This is a genomic window from Pseudomonas sp. AMR01 (genome assembly GCF_041946035.1).
GTDB lineage: Bacteria > Pseudomonadota > Gammaproteobacteria > Pseudomonadales > Pseudomonadaceae > Aquipseudomonas > Aquipseudomonas antarctica_B.
Genome location: NZ_JAUTYR010000002.1, coordinates 22,401 through 38,656 on the forward strand (window position 1 = coordinate 22,401; position 16,256 = coordinate 38,656).

The 16,256-nt window shown below is 55.5% G+C and carries 26 protein-coding genes; 25 read left to right on the forward strand and 1 reads right to left on the reverse strand.

The annotated features are described in order from the left end of the window. Positions 1-9: 9 nt before the first annotated feature. From rpsS to bfr, 25 genes are all read left to right on the forward strand, one after another. Positions 10-285 carry a 30S ribosomal protein S19 gene (rpsS, locus tag Q7C20_RS01945; protein WP_003232420.1) on the forward strand — a complete coding sequence of 92 codons (276 nt, stop codon included), beginning with the start codon at positions 10-12 and terminating at the stop codon, positions 283-285. Between the two features lie 11 nt (positions 286-296). Continuing rightward, on the forward strand, positions 297-629 hold the full coding sequence (rplV, locus tag Q7C20_RS01950; protein WP_003210077.1) for a 50S ribosomal protein L22: 333 nt from the start codon (positions 297-299) through the stop codon (positions 627-629). A 13-nt stretch (positions 630-642) separates the two neighbouring features. Further along, positions 643-1,329 (forward strand): 30S ribosomal protein S3, encoded by a 687-nt coding sequence (gene rpsC, locus Q7C20_RS01955; protein WP_003176422.1) that lies wholly within the window; start codon positions 643-645, stop codon positions 1,327-1,329. Positions 1,330-1,341: 12 nt separating this feature from the next. After that, the gene (rplP, locus tag Q7C20_RS01960) at positions 1,342-1,755 is read left to right on the forward strand and encodes a 50S ribosomal protein L16 (protein WP_003232424.1); all 414 of its coding nucleotides are present in this window, start codon (positions 1,342-1,344) and stop codon (positions 1,753-1,755) included. Next, on the forward strand, positions 1,755-1,946 hold the full coding sequence (gene rpmC, locus Q7C20_RS01965) for a 50S ribosomal protein L29 (protein WP_002555481.1): 192 nt from the start codon (positions 1,755-1,757) through the stop codon (positions 1,944-1,946). The genes rplP and rpmC overlap by 1 nt, the downstream gene beginning before the upstream one ends. Before the next feature lie 2 nt (positions 1,947-1,948). Continuing rightward, positions 1,949-2,215, forward strand: coding sequence for a 30S ribosomal protein S17 (rpsQ, locus tag Q7C20_RS01970; protein ID WP_003176419.1), 267 nt, complete (start codon positions 1,949-1,951; stop codon positions 2,213-2,215). A gap of 23 nt (positions 2,216-2,238) precedes the next feature. Continuing rightward, positions 2,239-2,607, forward strand: a complete 369-nt coding sequence (gene rplN, locus Q7C20_RS01975) for a 50S ribosomal protein L14 (protein ID WP_002555479.1) — start codon at positions 2,239-2,241, stop codon at positions 2,605-2,607. Between the two features lie 11 nt (positions 2,608-2,618). After that, entirely contained in the window at positions 2,619-2,933 is a 315-nt protein-coding gene (rplX, locus tag Q7C20_RS01980) for a 50S ribosomal protein L24 (protein ID WP_003176416.1), read from the forward strand. A 20-nt stretch (positions 2,934-2,953) separates the two neighbouring features. After that, a complete protein-coding gene (gene rplE, locus Q7C20_RS01985) occupies positions 2,954-3,493 on the forward strand; it encodes a 50S ribosomal protein L5 (protein ID WP_003176415.1) in 540 nt (179 codons plus the stop codon). A 13-nt stretch (positions 3,494-3,506) separates the two neighbouring features. Then, the gene (gene rpsN / locus Q7C20_RS01990) at positions 3,507-3,812 is read left to right on the forward strand and encodes a 30S ribosomal protein S14 (protein ID WP_003176414.1); all 306 of its coding nucleotides are present in this window, start codon (positions 3,507-3,509) and stop codon (positions 3,810-3,812) included. 207 nt (positions 3,813-4,019) lie between these two features. Next, complete coding sequence (gene rpsH / locus Q7C20_RS01995; RefSeq protein ID WP_010566853.1) at positions 4,020-4,412, forward strand: 30S ribosomal protein S8; 393 nt, start codon at positions 4,020-4,022, stop codon at positions 4,410-4,412. Between the two features lie 12 nt (positions 4,413-4,424). Then, positions 4,425-4,958, forward strand: a complete 534-nt coding sequence (gene rplF, locus Q7C20_RS02000; RefSeq protein WP_003176412.1) for a 50S ribosomal protein L6 — start codon at positions 4,425-4,427, stop codon at positions 4,956-4,958. 10 nt (positions 4,959-4,968) lie between these two features. Beyond that, positions 4,969-5,319, forward strand: coding sequence for a 50S ribosomal protein L18 (gene rplR / locus Q7C20_RS02005; RefSeq protein ID WP_015886135.1), 351 nt, complete (start codon positions 4,969-4,971; stop codon positions 5,317-5,319). A 3-nt stretch (positions 5,320-5,322) separates the two neighbouring features. Beyond that, complete coding sequence (gene rpsE, locus Q7C20_RS02010) at positions 5,323-5,823, forward strand: 30S ribosomal protein S5 (protein ID WP_375064951.1); 501 nt, start codon at positions 5,323-5,325, stop codon at positions 5,821-5,823. Between the two features lie 2 nt (positions 5,824-5,825). After that, positions 5,826-6,002, forward strand: a complete 177-nt coding sequence (gene rpmD, locus Q7C20_RS02015; RefSeq protein ID WP_003176408.1) for a 50S ribosomal protein L30 — start codon at positions 5,826-5,828, stop codon at positions 6,000-6,002. 3 nt (positions 6,003-6,005) lie between these two features. Then, positions 6,006-6,443 (forward strand): 50S ribosomal protein L15, encoded by a 438-nt coding sequence (gene rplO / locus Q7C20_RS02020; protein ID WP_003176407.1) that lies wholly within the window; start codon positions 6,006-6,008, stop codon positions 6,441-6,443. Continuing rightward, positions 6,444-7,772: a preprotein translocase subunit SecY gene (gene secY, locus Q7C20_RS02025; RefSeq protein WP_071485371.1), complete on the forward strand. Its 1,329-nt coding sequence runs from the start codon at positions 6,444-6,446 to the stop codon at positions 7,770-7,772. A 27-nt stretch (positions 7,773-7,799) separates the two neighbouring features. Next, positions 7,800-7,916 carry a 50S ribosomal protein L36 gene (rpmJ, locus tag Q7C20_RS02030; protein WP_002555468.1) on the forward strand — a complete coding sequence of 39 codons (117 nt, stop codon included), beginning with the start codon at positions 7,800-7,802 and terminating at the stop codon, positions 7,914-7,916. Between the two features lie 129 nt (positions 7,917-8,045). After that, positions 8,046-8,402, forward strand: coding sequence for a 30S ribosomal protein S13 (gene rpsM / locus Q7C20_RS02035; RefSeq protein ID WP_177013738.1), 357 nt, complete (start codon positions 8,046-8,048; stop codon positions 8,400-8,402). Positions 8,403-8,432: 30 nt separating this feature from the next. After that, positions 8,433-8,822: a 30S ribosomal protein S11 gene (gene rpsK / locus Q7C20_RS02040; protein ID WP_002555466.1), complete on the forward strand. Its 390-nt coding sequence runs from the start codon at positions 8,433-8,435 to the stop codon at positions 8,820-8,822. Positions 8,823-8,840: 18 nt separating this feature from the next. Then, on the forward strand, positions 8,841-9,461 hold the full coding sequence (gene rpsD / locus Q7C20_RS02045) for a 30S ribosomal protein S4 (RefSeq protein ID WP_003210056.1): 621 nt from the start codon (positions 8,841-8,843) through the stop codon (positions 9,459-9,461). 22 nt (positions 9,462-9,483) lie between these two features. Next, positions 9,484-10,485 carry a DNA-directed RNA polymerase subunit alpha gene (locus Q7C20_RS02050; protein ID WP_003176403.1) on the forward strand — a complete coding sequence of 334 codons (1,002 nt, stop codon included), beginning with the start codon at positions 9,484-9,486 and terminating at the stop codon, positions 10,483-10,485. Positions 10,486-10,526: 41 nt separating this feature from the next. Then, on the forward strand, positions 10,527-10,913 hold the full coding sequence (rplQ, locus tag Q7C20_RS02055; protein WP_017135967.1) for a 50S ribosomal protein L17: 387 nt from the start codon (positions 10,527-10,529) through the stop codon (positions 10,911-10,913). Positions 10,914-11,154: 241 nt separating this feature from the next. Further along, on the forward strand, positions 11,155-12,603 hold the full coding sequence (locus Q7C20_RS02060) for a catalase (RefSeq protein WP_375064968.1): 1,449 nt from the start codon (positions 11,155-11,157) through the stop codon (positions 12,601-12,603). A gap of 155 nt (positions 12,604-12,758) precedes the next feature. Then, positions 12,759-13,223, forward strand: a complete 465-nt coding sequence (bfr, locus tag Q7C20_RS02065; RefSeq protein ID WP_375064970.1) for a bacterioferritin — start codon at positions 12,759-12,761, stop codon at positions 13,221-13,223. 65 nt (positions 13,224-13,288) lie between these two features. On the opposite strand, the gene uvrA is transcribed toward bfr, so the two are convergent. Beyond that, positions 13,289-16,123 carry an excinuclease ABC subunit UvrA gene (gene uvrA / locus Q7C20_RS02070; RefSeq protein ID WP_348062057.1) on the reverse strand — a complete coding sequence of 945 codons (2,835 nt, stop codon included), beginning with the start codon at positions 16,121-16,123 and terminating at the stop codon, positions 13,289-13,291. Positions 16,124-16,256 lie beyond the last annotated feature (133 nt).

The window sequence follows — 16,256 nt, forward strand, 5'->3', positions numbered from 1 at the left end:
GATACGACAGTGCCACGTTCTCTGAAAAAAGGTCCTTTTATTGATCTTCACCTACTGAAGAAGATCGAAGTGGCGGCGGAAAAGAACGATCGCAAACCGGTGAAAACCTGGTCGCGTCGTTCGATGATCCTGCCACAAATGGTCGGTTTGACCATCGCTGTACACAACGGTCGTCTCCACGTCCCAGTTCTCGTTAACGAAGACATGGTCGGCCACAAACTAGGCGAGTTTGCCGGTACCCGCACTTACCGTGGGCACGTGGCAGACAAGAAAGCCAAGCGTTAAGGGGTTAGGAAATGGAAGTAGCCGCTAAGTTGTCGGGCGCTCGAATCTCCGCCCAGAAAGCCCGCTTGGTCGCCGACCAGATCCGCGGGAAGAAGGTGGGCGAAGCGCTCAACCTGTTGGCTTTCAGCAGTAAGAAAGCCGCCGAGATCATCAAGAAAGTGCTGGAGTCGGCCGTAGCCAACGCCGAGCATAACGAAGGCGCAGACGTTGATGACCTTAAGGTCAGCACCGTTTTCGTCAACGAAGGGCGTTCGCTGAAGCGCATCATGCCACGTGCCAAAGGCCGTGCTGATCGCATCGTCAAGCGGTCTTGCCATATCACTGTCAAGGTTGCTGACAAGTAACGGAGTCGAAGAGATGGGTCAGAAAGTACATCCCATTGGCATTCGCCTGGGAATCGTCAAGGAGCACACCTCCGTCTGGTACGCAGACGGTCGGACTTATGCGGACTATTTGTTCGCTGATCTGAAGGTGCGCGAGTATCTCCAAGACAAACTAAAAAGCGCGTCCGTAAGCCGTATCGATATCCATCGTCCGGCGCAAACTGCACGTATCACCATCCACACCGCTCGTCCAGGTATCGTTATCGGGAAGAAAGGTGAAGATGTTGAGAAACTGCGTCAGGACCTGACCAAGCAAATGGGTGTGCCTGTGCACATCAATATCGAAGAGATCCGCAAGCCGGAGCTCGACGGTATGCTGGTTGCGCAGAGCGTAGCTCAGCAGCTGGAGCGTCGTGTAATGTTCCGTCGCGCTATGAAGCGCGCTGTACAGAACGCCATGCGCATTGGTGCCAAAGGCATCAAAATCCAAGTGAGCGGTCGTCTCGGCGGTGCTGAAATCGCACGTACTGAATGGTATCGCGAAGGTCGTGTGCCATTGCACACCCTGCGTGCCGACATCGACTATGCCAACTACGAAGCTCACACCACTTATGGTGTGATCGGTGTAAAGGTTTGGATCTTCAAGGGCGAAGTAATTGGTGGTCGCCAAGAAGAACTGAAACCACAAGCACCAGCGCCTCGTAAAAAAGCTGCTAAGTAAGGGGTACGCCAAATGTTGCAACCTAAGCGTACGAAGTTCCGCAAGCAGATGACAGGCCACAACCGTGGTCTGGCTCAGCGCGGTAGCAAAGTCAGCTTCGGCGAGTTCGCGCTGAAGTCTGTAGCTCGTGGTCGTCTCACCGCTCGTCAGATCGAGTCAGCGCGTCGTGCTCTGACCCGTCACGTTAAACGTGGCGGCAAGATCTGGATCCGTGTATTCCCGGACAAGCCGATCTCCAAAAAACCTCTCGAGGTTCGTATGGGTAAAGGTAAGGGTAACGTGGAATACTGGGTAGCCCAGATTCAGCCAGGCAAAGTCCTGTATGAAATCGAGGGTGTAACTGAAGAGCTGGCGCGTGAGGCTTTTGCCCTGGCTGCTGCAAAGCTGCCGCTCGCCACCGCCTTTGTTAAACGGACGGTGATGTGATGAAAGCGAATGAACTTCGTGAAAAATCCGCACAGCAGCTGAACGAGCAACTGCTCGGCCTGCTGCGCGACCAGTTCAATCTGCGTATGCAGAAAGCAACTGGCCAGTTGGGGCAGTCTCATCTGCTCTCGCAAGTTAAGCGTGACATCGCTCGCGTGAAGACTGTGCTTAACCAGCAGGCAGGTAAGTGATCATGGCTGAAGCCGAAAAGACTGTCCGTACGCTGACTGGCCGTGTTGTCAGCGACAAGATGGACAAAACCATCACCGTTTTGATCGAGCGTCGCGTTAAGCACCCGATCTACGGTAAATATGTTAAGCGTTCGACTAAGCTGCACGCGCACGACGAAACCAATCAGTGCCACATCGGCGACAAAGTCACTATTCGTGAAACTCGTCCGCTGGCCAAGACCAAGTCTTGGGCACTGGTTGATGTTCTCGAACGCGCTGTGGAAGTCTAAGGACTAGGGGTCGGAGAAATTATATGATTCAGACTCAATCCATGCTCGATGTGGCCGATAACAGCGGCGCTCGCCGTGTTATGTGCATCAAGGTGCTGGGTGGCTCCCATCGTCGTTACGCTGGTATCGGTGACATCATCAAAGTTACCGTGAAGGAAGCAATTCCTCGCGGTAAAGTGAAAAAAGGCCAAGTGATGACTGCTGTCGTAGTCCGCACTCGTCACGGCGTACGCCGTGCTGATGGCTCCATTATCCGCTTTGATGGCAACGCTGCTGTTCTTCTGAACAACAAGCAAGAGCCGATCGGCACCCGTATCTTTGGGCCAGTGACCCGTGAACTTCGTACTGAGAAGTTCATGAAGATCGTCTCGCTCGCCCCAGAAGTGCTGTAAGGAGATCCGACATGCAAAAGATTCGTCGTGACGACGAGATCATCGTGATCGCCGGCAAAGACAAAGGTAAGCGCGGTAAGGTGCTTAAGGTTCTCGCTAATAACCGTCTGGTTATCGGTGGTCTGAACCTGGTTAAGCGTCATACCAAGCCTAACCCGATGTCGGGCGTGCAAGGCGGTATCGTCGAAAAAGAAGCTCCACTGGACGCTTCTAACGTCGCCATTTTCAACGGCGAAACCAACAAGGCTGACCGCGTTGGTTTCAAAGTAGAAGATGGCAAGAAAATTCGTGTCTTCAAGTCGACCCAAAAAGCGGTTGATGCTTGAACACTGCTAGGTAGAAGACCATGGCACGACTAAAAGAGATTTACTGGAAAGAAATCGCACCGAAACTTAAGGAAGAACTTAAGCTTTCGAACGTGATGGAAGTTCCACGCGTTACCAAAATCACCCTGAACATGGGTCTGGGCGAAGCGGTCGGCGACAAAAAAGTCATCGAGCACGCTGTTGCTGACCTGGAAAAGATCACCGGTCAAAAAGTCGTTGTGACTTACGCTCGGAAATCCATCGCTGGCTTTAAAGTCCGTGAAGGTTGGCCGATCGGCGTCAAAGTGACTCTGCGCCGTGAGCGTATGTATGAATTCCTGGATCGTCTGCTGTCGATCTCCCTGCCTCGGGTTCGCGACTTCCGCGGCCTGAATGCCAAGTCCTTCGATGGTCGTGGTAACTACAGCATGGGCGTAAAAGAGCAGATCATCTTCCCGGAAATCGACTACGACAAGATCGATGCTCTCCGCGGTCTGGACATCACCCTGACCACCACTGCCAAGAACGATGATGAAGGTCGCGCCCTGTTGCGTGCTTTCAAATTCCCGTTCCGCAACTGATTGGAGTAGGACCATGGCCAAGATGAGCATGAAAAACCGCGAGCTGAAGCGTCAGCTCACGGTTGCCAAGTACGCCAAGAAGCGTGCAGCACTGAAAGCAATCATCGTTGATCTGAACGCAAGTCCAGAAGCGCGTTGGGAAGCTACAGTTGCTCTGCAGAAGCAGCCACGTGACGCAAGCGCCTCGCGCATGCGTAACCGCTGCCGCCTGACCGGTCGTCCACACGGCGTTTACCGCAAGTTCGGCCTCGGCCGTAACAAATTGCGTGAAGCGGCAATGCGTGGTGACGTACCAGGTCTGGTTAAAGCCAGCTGGTAAGTACTTTCAGCGTCCCGGTGGGCAGAATCGCAAGATACTGACCGCCGGTGGCCTTGAATCTGGATCAAGCCCCTTTTGGGGCTTGTTTCATTTCTGGAGTGTGTCTAAAATACGCGGCTCGCCTGAGCCCGTGTTTTTTATGCTCGGAGATTCTCGGCGACATATGTAGCCGCAAGGCTAATTTTTTTGTATTAGGAGCGTCTAGCCATGAGTATGCAGGACCCGTTAGCGGACATGCTAACTCGTATCCGTAATGCCCAGATGGCTGAAAAGTCCGTCGTAAGCATGCCATCTTCCAAGTTGAAGGTAGCTGTTGCCAAAGTCCTGAAAGACGAAGGCTACATTGCGGGTTATCAGATCAGCAGCGAAACAAAGCCACTGCTGTCCATCGAGCTGAAGTACTTCGAAGGCCGTTCGGTCATCGAGGAAGTGAAGCGCGTTAGCCGTCCAGGCCTGCGTCAGTACAAGTCCGCTGAAGATCTGCCGAAAGTTCGTGGCGGTCTGGGCGTGTCTATCGTCTCCACCAATAAAGGTGTGATGACGGATCGTGCTGCGCGCGCTGCCGGTGTCGGCGGCGAAGTTCTTTGCACTGTGTTCTAAGGGGGGATAAGCATGTCTCGCGTCGCTAAGAACCCCGTTAAGCTGCCAGCCGGTGTCGAAGTAAAATTCGCAGGCCAACAGCTTTCGGTGAAGGGTGCCAAGGGCACTCTTGAACTGAACATCCATTCGTCCGTTGAGATCGTTGAAGAAGCTGGTGAGCTGCGTTTCGCTGCTCGCAATGGCGATCAACAAACTCGCGCAATGGCCGGTACCACGCGTGCGTTGGTAAACAACATGGTCCAAGGCGTAAGCCAAGGCTTCGAGCGTAAGCTCCAGCTGGTCGGTGTTGGTTACAAAGCGCAAGCAAAAGGCACGGTTTTGAACCTGGCCCTTGGCTTCTCGCACCCAGTGGATTACGAACTGCCGGAAGGCATCACCGCTGAGACCCCTAGCCAAACCGATATCCTGATCAAGGGCATCGATAAGCAGCTGGTAGGTCAGGTGGCCGCTGAGATCCGCGACTTCCGTCCACCAGAGCCGTACAAAGGCAAAGGTGTGCGCTACGCGGACGAAGTCGTCCGTCGTAAAGAAGCCAAGAAGAAGTAGGGCATAGCAAATGACCGACAAAAAAGTTACTCGACTGCGTCGCGCTCGCAAAGCACGCCTGAAAATGCACGAACTCGAAGTCGTGCGTCTCTGCGTGTATCGCTCGTCGCAGCACATCTACGCCCAGGTCATCTCGGCCGACGGCAACAAAGTCCTGGCAAGCGCCTCGACTTTGGATAAAGAACTGCGTGATGGTGCCACTGGCAACATCGACGCGGCCACAAAGGTTGGCCAGCTGGTCGCTACGCGTGCTAAGGCCGCCGGCGTCTCGCAAGTGGCTTTCGACCGCTCTGGCTTCAAGTATCACGGCCGCGTTAAAGCGCTGGCTGATGCTGCTCGTGAAGCTGGGCTGGAGTTCTAAGTTATGTCAAATAACGACCAAAAGCGCGACGAAGGCTACATTGAGAAGCTGGTTCAAGTTAACCGCGTAGCCAAAACCGTTAAAGGCGGCCGTATCTTCACCTTCACCGCGTTGACCGTGGTAGGTGATGGTAAAGGGCGTGTTGGCTTCGGCCGTGGCAAGTCACGTGAAGTGCCTGCTGCGATCCAGAAGGCAATGGAAGCTGCTCGTCGCAACATGATCCAAGTTGATCTGAACGGCACCACGCTGCAGTACGCAATGAAGTCTGCCCATGGCGCTTCGAAGGTGTACATGCAGCCTGCTTCTGAAGGTACCGGTATCATCGCTGGCGGCGCTATGCGTGCTGTCCTCGAGGTTGCTGGCGTTCAGAACGTTCTGGCCAAATGCTACGGCTCGACTAACCCGGTAAACGTGGTTCACGCCACTTTCAAAGGTTTGAAGGCTATGCAATCTCCTGAGTCCATTGCTGCCAAGCGCGGCTTGACTGTTAAGGAGCTCTTCTGATCATGGCTACCGTTAAAGTAACGCTGATCAAAAGCATGACCGGTCGCATCCCTAACCACAAATTGTGCGTTAAGGGTTTGGGTCTGCGTCGCATCGGTCACACTGTAGAAGTCCAGGATACTCCCGAGAATCGCGGGATGATCAATAAGGCTTACTACATGCTGCGTGTCGAGGGTTAATCGATGAAACTCAATGATCTGAGTCCAGCGCCGGGTTCCCGTCGCGAAAAGCATCGTCCGGGCCGTGGTATCGGTAGCGGTTTGGGTAAGACTGGTGGCCGTGGCCACAAAGGTCAAACCTCCCGCTCCGGTGGCACCATCGCTCCAGGCTTTGAAGGCGGTCAACAGCCGCTGCATCGTCGCCTGCCTAAGTTCGGTTTCGTATCCCTGAAAGCCATGGACCGCGCAGAAGTGCGTTTGTCCGAGCTGGCCAAAGTGGAAGGCGACATCGTTACTGTGCAGACCCTGAAAGATGCCAACGTGATCAACGTCAACGTACAGCGTGTGAAAATCATGCTGTCCGGTGAAGTGACTCGCGCTGTCACTATCGGCAAGGGAATCGGCGCCACCAAAGGTGCGCGTTCGGCTATCGAAGCAGCTGGCGGCAAGTTCGAGGAATAAATGGCTAAGCAAGGTGCTCTCTCAGCGCTCGGCAAAGGCGGTATGTCTGAACTTTGGGCTCGTCTGCGTTTTCTGTTCCTGGCGATTATCGTCTACCGAATAGGCGCACACATCCCGGTTCCAGGTATCAACCCGGACCGACTCGCAGACCTGTTTCGACAGAATGAGGGGACCATTCTTAGCTTGTTCAACATGTTTTCCGGCGGCGCGCTGGAACGGATGAGCATCTTTGCATTGGGGATCATGCCGTACATTTCGGCATCGATCATCATGCAGCTGATGACCGCCGTCAGCCCGCAGCTGGAGCAGTTGAAGAAGGAAGGTGAAGCTGGCCGTCGCAAGATTAGCCAGTACACCCGCTACGGCACTGTCATCCTCGCTCTGGTTCAGGCTATCGGCATGTCCGTTGGTTTGGCAGGGCAGGGTGTTGCGTTCACTGGTGACTTTGGCTTCTATTTCGTCGCGGTATCCACTTTTGTGGCTGGTGCGATGTTTATGATGTGGCTGGGTGAGCAGATTACTGAGCGTGGTGTTGGTAACGGTATCTCGATGTTGATTTTCGCAGGTATCGTCGCCGGTCTTCCGAGAGCAATTGGGCAGTCTTTCGAGTCTGCACGTCAGGGCGATATCAATATCTTCGCTTTGGTTGCTATCGGTTTGCTGGCAGTAGCGATTATCGGTTTTGTGGTGTTCATTGAGCGTGGCCAGCGTCGTATTGCTGTTCACTACGCCAAGCGTCAGCAAGGCCGCAAGGTTTTTGCCGCGCAGACCAGCCACTTGCCGCTGAAAGTGAATATGGCCGGTGTTATTCCGGCAATTTTCGCGAGCAGCATTTTGCTGTTTCCGGCTTCGTTGGGTACCTGGTTTGGTCAGTCTGAAAATATGGGCTGGCTGCAGGACCTCTCTCAGTCGATCGCTCCTGGTCAGCCGTTGAATATTCTGCTGTTTAGTGCAGGGATTATTTTCTTCTGCTTCTTCTATACGGCGTTGATGTTCAATCCGAAAGACGTAGCGGAGAACCTGAAGAAGTCCGGTGCCTTTATTCCGGGTATCCGTCCAGGTGAGCAGTCGGCACGCTACATTGATGGCGTTCTGACACGTTTGACCCTGTTCGGTGCTCTATATATGACGGCCGTGTGTTTGCTTCCCCAGTTCCTGGTGGTTGCAGCAAACGTACCGTTCTACCTTGGCGGGACCTCGTTGCTGATCGTGGTCGTGGTTGTGATGGACTTCATGTCCCAAGTACAATCGCACCTCGTTTCGCACCAGTACGAATCCCTGATGAAGAAAGCCAACCTGAAGGGTTACGGCAGCGGCATGTTGCGCTGAGTACCCATAAGGTTCGAGGAGTTGGTGATGAAAGTTCGTGCATCGGTGAAAAAGCTGTGCCGTAACTGCAAGATTATTCGCCGCGAAGGTGTTGTTCGAGTAATTTGCAGCGCGGAACCGCGTCACAAACAGCGCCAAGGCTGAGTGTGATCCGCTTGAAGCCCGGCAGCTAGTGCGCTGCCGGGTTGATTATTTGTTATTACAGCGATATTATCTCGCGCCCTATTTCTTGGCTTCCGGGGCGTAGGTAGCTGTCAATTGGAGTCCCACTGAATGGCCCGTATTGCAGGCGTTAACATTCCAGATAACAAGCACACTGTTATCTCGCTGACCTACATCTATGGTGTTGGTCGCACTACCGCGCAGAACATTTGCGCGGTCGCTGGGGTAAACCCAGCTGCTAAGATCAAGGATCTGAGCGACGAGCAGATTGAGCTGTTGCGTGGCGAAGTGGCGAAGTTCACCACTGAAGGTGACCTGCGTCGCGAAATCAACATGAAAATCAAGCGTTTGATGGACCTCGGTTGCTACCGTGGTCTGCGTCATCGTCGTGGTCTTCCAGTGCGCGGTCAGCGTACCAAGACTAACGCGCGTACCCGTAAAGGTCCGCGTAAGCCGATCCGCAAGTAATCGCCCACGCGAATCGACAGGAAAATTATCATGGCAAAACCTGCTGCTCGTCCTCGTAAAAAAGTTAAAAAGACAGTGGTTGATGGCATCGCCCACATCCATGCTTCTTTTAACAACACAATCGTGACCATTACCGACCGTCAAGGTAACGCGCTGTCTTGGGCTACCTCCGGTGGTTCGGGTTTCCGCGGTTCCCGCAAGTCCACCCCGTTTGCTGCTCAAGTAGCTGCTGAACGTGCTGGTCAAGCTGCGCTGGAATACGGCCTGAAAAACCTCGACGTCAACGTCAAAGGTCCAGGTCCAGGTCGTGAGTCTGCTGTCCGTGCTTTGAACGGCTGTGGCTATAAGATCGCCAGCATCACCGACGTGACGCCAATCCCGCACAACGGGTGCCGTCCGCCGAAGAAGCGCCGCGTGTAATCCAGGAGATTGTAAAGAATGGCTCGTTACATTGGTCCAAAATGCAAACTCGCTCGTCGCGAAGGCACCGATCTCTTCCTGAAGAGCGGCGTGCGCGCGATCGAATCGAAGTGCAACATTGAAGCAGCACCTGGTATCCACGGCCAACGCCGCGGTCGCCAGTCCGATTACGGCACCCAACTGCGTGAAAAGCAGAAGGTCCGTCGTATTTACGGCGTTCTCGAGCGTCAGTTCAGCGGCTACTACAAAGAAGCTGCTGGCAAGAAAGGTGCAACCGGTGAAAACCTGCTGCAACTGCTCGAATGCCGTCTGGACAACGTTGTATACCGTATGGGCTTTGGTTCGACTCGTGCCGAATCCCGTCAGCTGGTATCGCACAAATCCGTCAGCGTAAACGGCCAAACCGTTAACGTCCCGTCTTACCAGGTTCGTGCTGGTGACGTGGTCGCGATTCGCGAGAAAGCAAAAAACCAACTTCGCATTGTCCAAGCTCTCGATCTGTGTGCCCAACGTGGCCGCGTAGAATGGGTAGAAGTAGACACTGAGAAGAAGTCGGGCGTTTTCAAGAACGTTCCTGCTCGCAGTGATCTGTCCGCCGACATCAACGAAAGCCTGATTGTCGAGCTCTACTCCAAGTAAGGGCTAGAAAATAGGTGCATCCATGCAGATTTCGGTAAATGAGTTCCTGACACCCCGCCACATTGATGTGCAGGTTGTCAGTCCAACCCGCGCCAAGATCACTCTCGAGCCTCTCGAGCGTGGTTTTGGCCACACCCTGGGCAACGCGCTGCGCCGCATCCTGTTGTCCTCAATGCCCGGCTGTGCAGTAGTCGAGGCCGAGATTGACGGTGTGCTCCACGAGTACAGCGCCATCGAAGGTGTACAGGAAGACGTAATTGAAATCCTGTTGAACCTTAAAGGTCTGGCTATCAAGCTGCACGGCCGTGACGAAGTTACGCTGACCTTGTCGAAGAAGGGTTCGGGGGTGGTTACCGCTGCCGATATTCAGCTGGATCATGATGTCGAGATCGTTAATCCCGATCACGTAATCGCTAACCTGGCGTCTAACGGCGCCCTGAACATGAAGCTCACCGTAGCTCGTGGTCGTGGTTATGAACCGGCCGACTCGCGTCAGAGCGATGAAGACGAAAGCCGCAGCATTGGTCGCTTGCAGCTTGACTCTTCGTTCAGCCCGGTTCGCCGTATCGCATACGTGGTGGAAAACGCCCGTGTCGAGCAGCGTACTAACCTGGACAAGCTGGTTATTGATCTGGAAACCAACGGTACTCTGGATCCTGAAGAGGCTATCCGCCGCGCTGCAACCATTCTGCAACAGCAGTTGGCTGCGTTCGTCGACCTCAAAGGTGACAGCGAACCAGTGGTAATCGAGCAGGAAGACGAGATCGATCCGATCCTGCTTCGCCCGGTTGACGATCTGGAACTGACTGTACGTTCGGCTAACTGCCTTAAGGCGGAAAACATTTACTACATCGGCGATCTGATTCAGCGCACCGAAGTAGAACTGTTGAAGACTCCGAACCTGGGCAAGAAATCCTTGACTGAAATCAAGGACGTTCTGGCCTCCCGCGGTCTGTCCCTCGGCATGCGCCTCGACAACTGGCCGCCTGCAAGTCTTAAGAAGGACGACAAGGCGACTGCCTGATCGTCGTAATCACCGAACGTGAGTTTGGTAAGGAATGAACCATGCGTCATCGTAAAAGTGGTCGTCACCTGAGCCGTACCAGCTCGCACCGCAAGGCCATGTTTCAAAACATGGCGGTGTCGCTGTTCGAGCACGAGCTGATCAAAACTACACTGCCGAAAGCTAAAGAACTGCGTCGCGTTGCTGAGCCGCTGATCACTTTGGCCAAGACAGACAGTCTGGCTAACCGCCGTTTGGTTTTCGACCGTACTCGTTCGAAAGCTATCGTTGGTAAGCTCTTCAACGACCTGGGCAAGCGTTACGCTACCCGTGAGGGTGGCTACCTGCGCATCCTCAAGTGCGGCTTCCGCACTGGCGACAACGCGCCTATGGCGTACGTCGAGTTGGTTGATCGTGCTACTGCCGGCGAAGCTGTAAGCGCCGAGTAAGACGACAGTCTGCAACGAAGAACCGGGCCTAGCGCCCGGTTTTTTGTGGGCGCAATAAAAAGCGTCTATTCTCCTCAAGTCACTGCCGGTTGCCTGATTTAACCGAAGCTATTTGCGCTGATGTTTCGTTAGTTATTCTCTATCAAAGTCCATGATTTAATGAATTTGATGGTGTCTTCTTGATGGTCAATACTCCCTCCAAGCCGATACGCCGGCAGTTCCTAGACTGACCTGAGGAAGTTTGAGCATGAACAAAATTCTTACTACCGCCAGCGGTGCGCCCGTTGCCGATAACCAGAACTCCCGTACTGCTGGCCCCCGCGGCCCGTTACTCCTCGACGATTTCCACCTCATCGAAAAGCTTGCGCATTTCAACCGGGAAAACATCCCCGAGCGCCGCGTGCACGCCAAGGGTTCTGGCGCTTACGGTACGTTCACCGTCTCCAGGGACATCACCCAATTCACCCGTGCCAAACTGTTTGAGTCGGTAGGTAAGCAAACGCCTATCTTCCTGCGATTCTCAACCGTAGGCGGTTCGCGCGGCTCAGCTGATACCGATCGCGACCCCCGCGGCTTTGCCCTTAAGTTCTATACCGAAGAAGGTAACTGGGACATCGTAGGTAACAACACTCCCGTGTTCTTCATCCGCGACCCAATGAAGTTTCCAGACTTCATTCACACCCAAAAGCGCCTGCCGCAGACCAACCTGAAAAGTGGCCAGGCAATCTGGGACTTCTGGTCGCTCTCGCCCGAGGCGCTGCACCAGATTACGATTCTGTTTTCGGACCGCGGCACGCCAGACGGCTACCGCCACATGCACGGCTTCGGTAGCCACACGTACAGCCTGATCAACGCCGCAGGCGAGCGTCACTGGGTGAAGTGGCACTACAAAACCAAGCAGGGCATCAAAAACCTGACACCGGCTGAGGCTGAGCGCCTGGCAGGTAGCGACCCCGATTACGCCCAGCGTGATCTGTTCGGTGCGATCCAGCGCGGTGACTTTCCGAAATGGAGTGTCAACATTCAGATCATGACCGAGGCTCAGGCCGATGCGCATTATGAGAACCCCTTCGACGTGACCAAGACCTGGTCGCAGAAGGAGTTTCCGTTGATCGAGGTAGGTGAGTTGGAGCTGAACCGCAACCCGCAGAACTTCTTCGCAGAGGTCGAGCAGGCGGCGTTTGGGCCAAGCAACATGGTGCCTGGCGTCGGCCTCTCGCCAGACCGCATGCTGCAAGGCCGCGTCTTTGCGTACGCTGATGCCCATCGCTACCGTATTGGTACCAACCACCAGCAATTGCCGGTGAACGCCCCTCGCAGTCCGGTGAACACCAACCAGCGGGACGGTTCAATGACATTTGGCCCCAACGGCGGTGCTACACCCAATTACGAGCCAAACAGTTACGCCGACACACCTAAACAGGCGCCACAGTACGCGGAGCCAGCCTTGGCATTGAGCGGAGCGGCAACTCGCTACGATCATCGTGAAGACACGGACTATTACAGCCACGCAGGTGAGTTGTACCGCTTGATGGATCCCGTGCAGAAGGCGCTGTTGATCAACAACATTGCCGGCGCTATGGCCGGTGTCAGCAGCGATGTGGTTCAGCGCCAACTGCAGCACTTCTTCAAAGCCGATGCTGCATACGGCCAAGGTATTGCGACCGCGCTGGGCGTAACGCTTAGCTGACTCTAAACGAGAAGCAGAACCGCCCTCATTAGGGCGGTTTTTGCGTTATTTCCGCCACTTTTCCAAGAATATCTTCACTTTTCTGCCGATGGCCCCGTGACCTCCGGGTCATCATGGTTCAAACTACAGTCTTTCAAGCAGGGAGATGTAGGGCGATGCAAGGTCACCCCGACGTAATCGATTACCTCAACACGTTGCTGACGGGCGAACTGGCAGCTCGTGACCAATATTTTATCCATTCGCGCATGTACGAAGACTGGGGCTTTACCGAGCTCTACGAACGTATCAACCACGAAATGGAAGAAGAGGCGCAGCACGCCGACGCACTGATGCGCCGTATCCTGATGCTCGAAGGCACGCCGCGTATGCGTCCCGACGACTTGGACACCGGCACCACGGTGCCCGAGATGCTCGCCAGCGACTTGCGCCTTGAATACAAGGTGCGTGCCGCGCTCTGCAAGGGCATTCAGCTCTGCGAGCAGCACAACGACTATGTCACTCGCGAGATTCTGCGGGTGCAGTTGGCCGACACCGAAGAAGATCATACTTACTGGCTGGAAAAGCAGTTGGGCCTGATCAAGCTGATCGGTCTGGAGAATTACCTGCAATCGCAGTTCTGATTCCCGGCTACAAAAAAGCCCCTGTCACCGCAAAGTGACAGGGGCTTTTTCATGGGCCCGATAAATCAGGCTTTGTCGCGGGCCAGCAACGGCTTCAGGTAGTAGCCGGTATGCGATTGCGGCATTTCGGAAACCTGCTCCGGCGTGCCCACTGCAATAATCTGGCCGCCCTTGGAACCGCCTTCCGGCCCAAGGTCTACCAGCCAGTCGGCGGTCTTGATCACATCCAGGTTGTGCTCGATCACTACCACGGTGTTGCCGTGGTCACGCAAGCGATGCAACACATCCAGCAACTGCTGAATATCCGCAAAGTGCAGGCCGGTGGTCGGCTCATCAAGGATATACAAGGTCTTGCCGGTATCGCGCTTGGACAGCTCACGCGACAGTTTCACCCGCTGCGCTTCACCACCCGACAGCGTGGTGGCCGATTGCCCTAGCTTGATGTACGACAAGCCCACATCCATCAACGTCTGCAGCTTGCGCGCCAACGCTGGCACCGCGTCGAAGAACACCCGGGCTTCCTCGATGGTCATTTCGAGGGTTTCGTGAATGTTCTTGCCTTTGTACTTCACCTCCAGAGTTTCGCGGTTATAGCGCTTGCTCTTGCACACGTCGCACGGCACGTAGATGTCCGGCAAAAAGTGCATCTCTACCTTGATCAGGCCGTCGCCCTGGCACGCTTCGCAGCGTCCACCCTTGACGTTGAACGAGAACCGGCCAGGCCCATAACCCCGTGAGCGGGACTCCGGCACGCCAGCGAACAGTTCGCGAATCGGCGTGAACAAACCGGTGTAGGTCGCCGGGTTGGAGCGCGGTGTGCGGCCAATCGGGCTTTGGTCGATATCGACCACCTTGTCCAGCAGCTCCAGGCCCTTGATGCTGTCGTGAGCAGCGGCCTCCAGCGTGGTCGCGCCGTTCAGGGCGGTGGCACTCAGCGGGAACAGCGTGTTGTTGATCAGCGTCGATTTGCCCGAGCCGGAAACACCGGTCACGCAGGTCAGCAGGCCCAGCGGAATTTCCAGGTCAACATTGCGCAGGTTGTTGCCGCGCGCGCCTTTCAGATGCAGCGCCTGCTTCTTGTTGCGTGGGGTGCGTTTGGCCGGCACGGCGATTTTCACGCGGCCGGACAAGTACTTGCCGGTCAGCGAATCAGGATGCGCCATCACTTCTGCTGGCGTGCCCTCGGCAACAATATGCCCGCCGTGCACACCGGCGCCCGGGCCGATATCGACGACGTAATCCGCCAGGCGAATCGCGTCTTCGTCATGCTCGACCACGATCACCGTGTTGCCGATGTCGCGCAGGTGTTTCAACGTGCCCAGCAGGCGGTCGTTATCCCGCTGGTGCAAGCCAATCGACGGTTCATCGAGGATGTACAACACGCCCACGAGGCCGGCGCCAATCTGGCTGGCCAGTCGAATACGCTGGGCTTCACCGCCAGACAACGTATCGGCGCTGCGATCCAGCGACAGGTAGTCCAGGCCTACGTTGACCAGAAACTGCAAGCGCTCACGGATTTCCTTGAGGATCTTGTCGGCAATTTCGCCGCGCCGCCCGGTCAGTTTGAGTACACCAAAGTACTCGCAGGCATCGCCGATCGGCAGGTTGGTCACCGCCGGCAAGGTTTTTTCGCCAACCCAGACGTGCCGCGCTTCACGACGCAGGCGAGTGCCGCGGCAATCCGGGCACGGCTGGGTGCTGAGGAATTTCGCCAGTTCTTCGCGCACGCTCGCTGACTCGGTCTCGCGATAGCGGCGTTCCAGGTTCGGCACGATGCCTTCGAACGGGTGCGAACGTTTAACGATATCGCCACGGTCGTTCAGGTACTTGAAGTCGACGTTCTGCGAGCCGCTGCCGTGCAGGATGACTTTCTGCTGCTCGGCCGGCAATTCGTTGAACGGTACTTCCAGGCTGAACTTGTAGTGGGACGCCAGCGACCCGAGCATCTGGAAGTAATAGACGTTACGCCTGTCCCAGCCGCGTATCGCGCCCTCCGCCAGCGTCAGGTCGCCATTGACCAGTCGCTTGATGTCGAAGAACTGTTTAACCCCCAGGCCGTCACAGGTCGGGCAGGCGCCAGCCGGGTTGTTGAAGGAAAACAGCTTCGGTTCCAGCTCGCTGATGGCGTGGCCGCAGATCGGGCACGCAAAGCGCGCGGAGAAAATAGTCTCTTCGCCCGGCTCATCATCCATCGGCGCAACCAGCGCAATGCCGTCTGCCAGTTTCAGGGCAGTCTCAAAGGATTCCGCCAGTCGCTGCTGCAAGTCAGCGCGCACTTTGAAACGGTCGACGACCACATCAATGGAGTGCTTCTTCTGTTTGTCGAGCTTCGGTGCTTCGTCCAGCTCATAGAGCTTGCCGTTGATGCGCGCACGTACAAAGCCCTGCGCACGCAGTTCTTCGAAGACGGAAAGGTGTTCACCCTTGCGCTCGCGAATCACCGGGGCCAGCAGCATCAGCTTGGCGCCTTCCGGCTGGGCGAGTACCAGGTCGACCATCTGACTGACGGTCTGGGCTTCCAGCGGAATATCGTGGTCCGGGCAACGCGGAATACCCACACGCGCGTACAGCAGACGCAGGTAGTCGTAGATTTCGGTGATGGTGCCCACGGTTGAACGCGGGTTGTGGGAGGTCGATTTTTGCTCGATGGAAATAGCCGGCGACAGGCCTTCAATGGTGTCGACGTCGGGCTTTTCCATCATCGACAGAAACTGGCGGGCATACGCCGACAGCGATTCCACATAGCGACGCTGGCCTTCGGCGTACAGCGTGTCAAACGCCAGGGACGATTTGCCGGACCCCGACAAGCCGGTGATGACGATCAGTTTGTCCCGGGGCAGGGTCAGGTCGATGTTCTTCAAGTTGTGGGTTCTAGCCCCACGAATCAGGATCTTGTCCAAGATGGCCTCGCACGGCGGGCGTAAATAATGCAGGAGTATACGGCTAATGACTGGATGAATATACACTGTCAAAGTGCCGGTTGCAGCGTTACATGAAAGCTGCGCGGCAAAGCGCCGCATATACCCTCTCACT

Coding starts and splice junctions, on each gene's coding strand:
- rplV (WP_003210077.1), top strand. CDS start 297: ATGGAAGTAGCCGCTAAGTTGTCGGGCGCTCGAATCTCCGCCCAGAAA.
- rpsC (WP_003176422.1), top strand. CDS start 643: ATGGGTCAGAAAGTACATCCCATTGGCATTCGCCTGGGAATCGTCAAG.
- rplP (WP_003232424.1), top strand. CDS start 1,342: ATGTTGCAACCTAAGCGTACGAAGTTCCGCAAGCAGATGACAGGCCAC.
- rpmC (WP_002555481.1), top strand. CDS start 1,755: ATGAAAGCGAATGAACTTCGTGAAAAATCCGCACAGCAGCTGAACGAG.
- rpsQ (WP_003176419.1), top strand. CDS start 1,949: ATGGCTGAAGCCGAAAAGACTGTCCGTACGCTGACTGGCCGTGTTGTC.
- rplN (WP_002555479.1), top strand. CDS start 2,239: ATGATTCAGACTCAATCCATGCTCGATGTGGCCGATAACAGCGGCGCT.
- rplX (WP_003176416.1), top strand. CDS start 2,619: ATGCAAAAGATTCGTCGTGACGACGAGATCATCGTGATCGCCGGCAAA.
- rplE (WP_003176415.1), top strand. CDS start 2,954: ATGGCACGACTAAAAGAGATTTACTGGAAAGAAATCGCACCGAAACTT.
- rpsN (WP_003176414.1), top strand. CDS start 3,507: ATGGCCAAGATGAGCATGAAAAACCGCGAGCTGAAGCGTCAGCTCACG.
- rpsH (WP_010566853.1), top strand. CDS start 4,020: ATGAGTATGCAGGACCCGTTAGCGGACATGCTAACTCGTATCCGTAAT.
- rplF (WP_003176412.1), top strand. CDS start 4,425: ATGTCTCGCGTCGCTAAGAACCCCGTTAAGCTGCCAGCCGGTGTCGAA.
- rplR (WP_015886135.1), top strand. CDS start 4,969: ATGACCGACAAAAAAGTTACTCGACTGCGTCGCGCTCGCAAAGCACGC.
- rpsE (WP_375064951.1), top strand. CDS start 5,323: ATGTCAAATAACGACCAAAAGCGCGACGAAGGCTACATTGAGAAGCTG.
- rpmD (WP_003176408.1), top strand. CDS start 5,826: ATGGCTACCGTTAAAGTAACGCTGATCAAAAGCATGACCGGTCGCATC.
- rplO (WP_003176407.1), top strand. CDS start 6,006: ATGAAACTCAATGATCTGAGTCCAGCGCCGGGTTCCCGTCGCGAAAAG.
- secY (WP_071485371.1), top strand. CDS start 6,444: ATGGCTAAGCAAGGTGCTCTCTCAGCGCTCGGCAAAGGCGGTATGTCT.
- rpmJ (WP_002555468.1), top strand. CDS start 7,800: ATGAAAGTTCGTGCATCGGTGAAAAAGCTGTGCCGTAACTGCAAGATT.
- rpsM (WP_177013738.1), top strand. CDS start 8,046: ATGGCCCGTATTGCAGGCGTTAACATTCCAGATAACAAGCACACTGTT.
- rpsK (WP_002555466.1), top strand. CDS start 8,433: ATGGCAAAACCTGCTGCTCGTCCTCGTAAAAAAGTTAAAAAGACAGTG.
- rpsD (WP_003210056.1), top strand. CDS start 8,841: ATGGCTCGTTACATTGGTCCAAAATGCAAACTCGCTCGTCGCGAAGGC.
- Q7C20_RS02050 (WP_003176403.1), top strand. CDS start 9,484: ATGCAGATTTCGGTAAATGAGTTCCTGACACCCCGCCACATTGATGTG.
- rplQ (WP_017135967.1), top strand. CDS start 10,527: ATGCGTCATCGTAAAAGTGGTCGTCACCTGAGCCGTACCAGCTCGCAC.
- bfr (WP_375064970.1), top strand. CDS start 12,759: ATGCAAGGTCACCCCGACGTAATCGATTACCTCAACACGTTGCTGACG.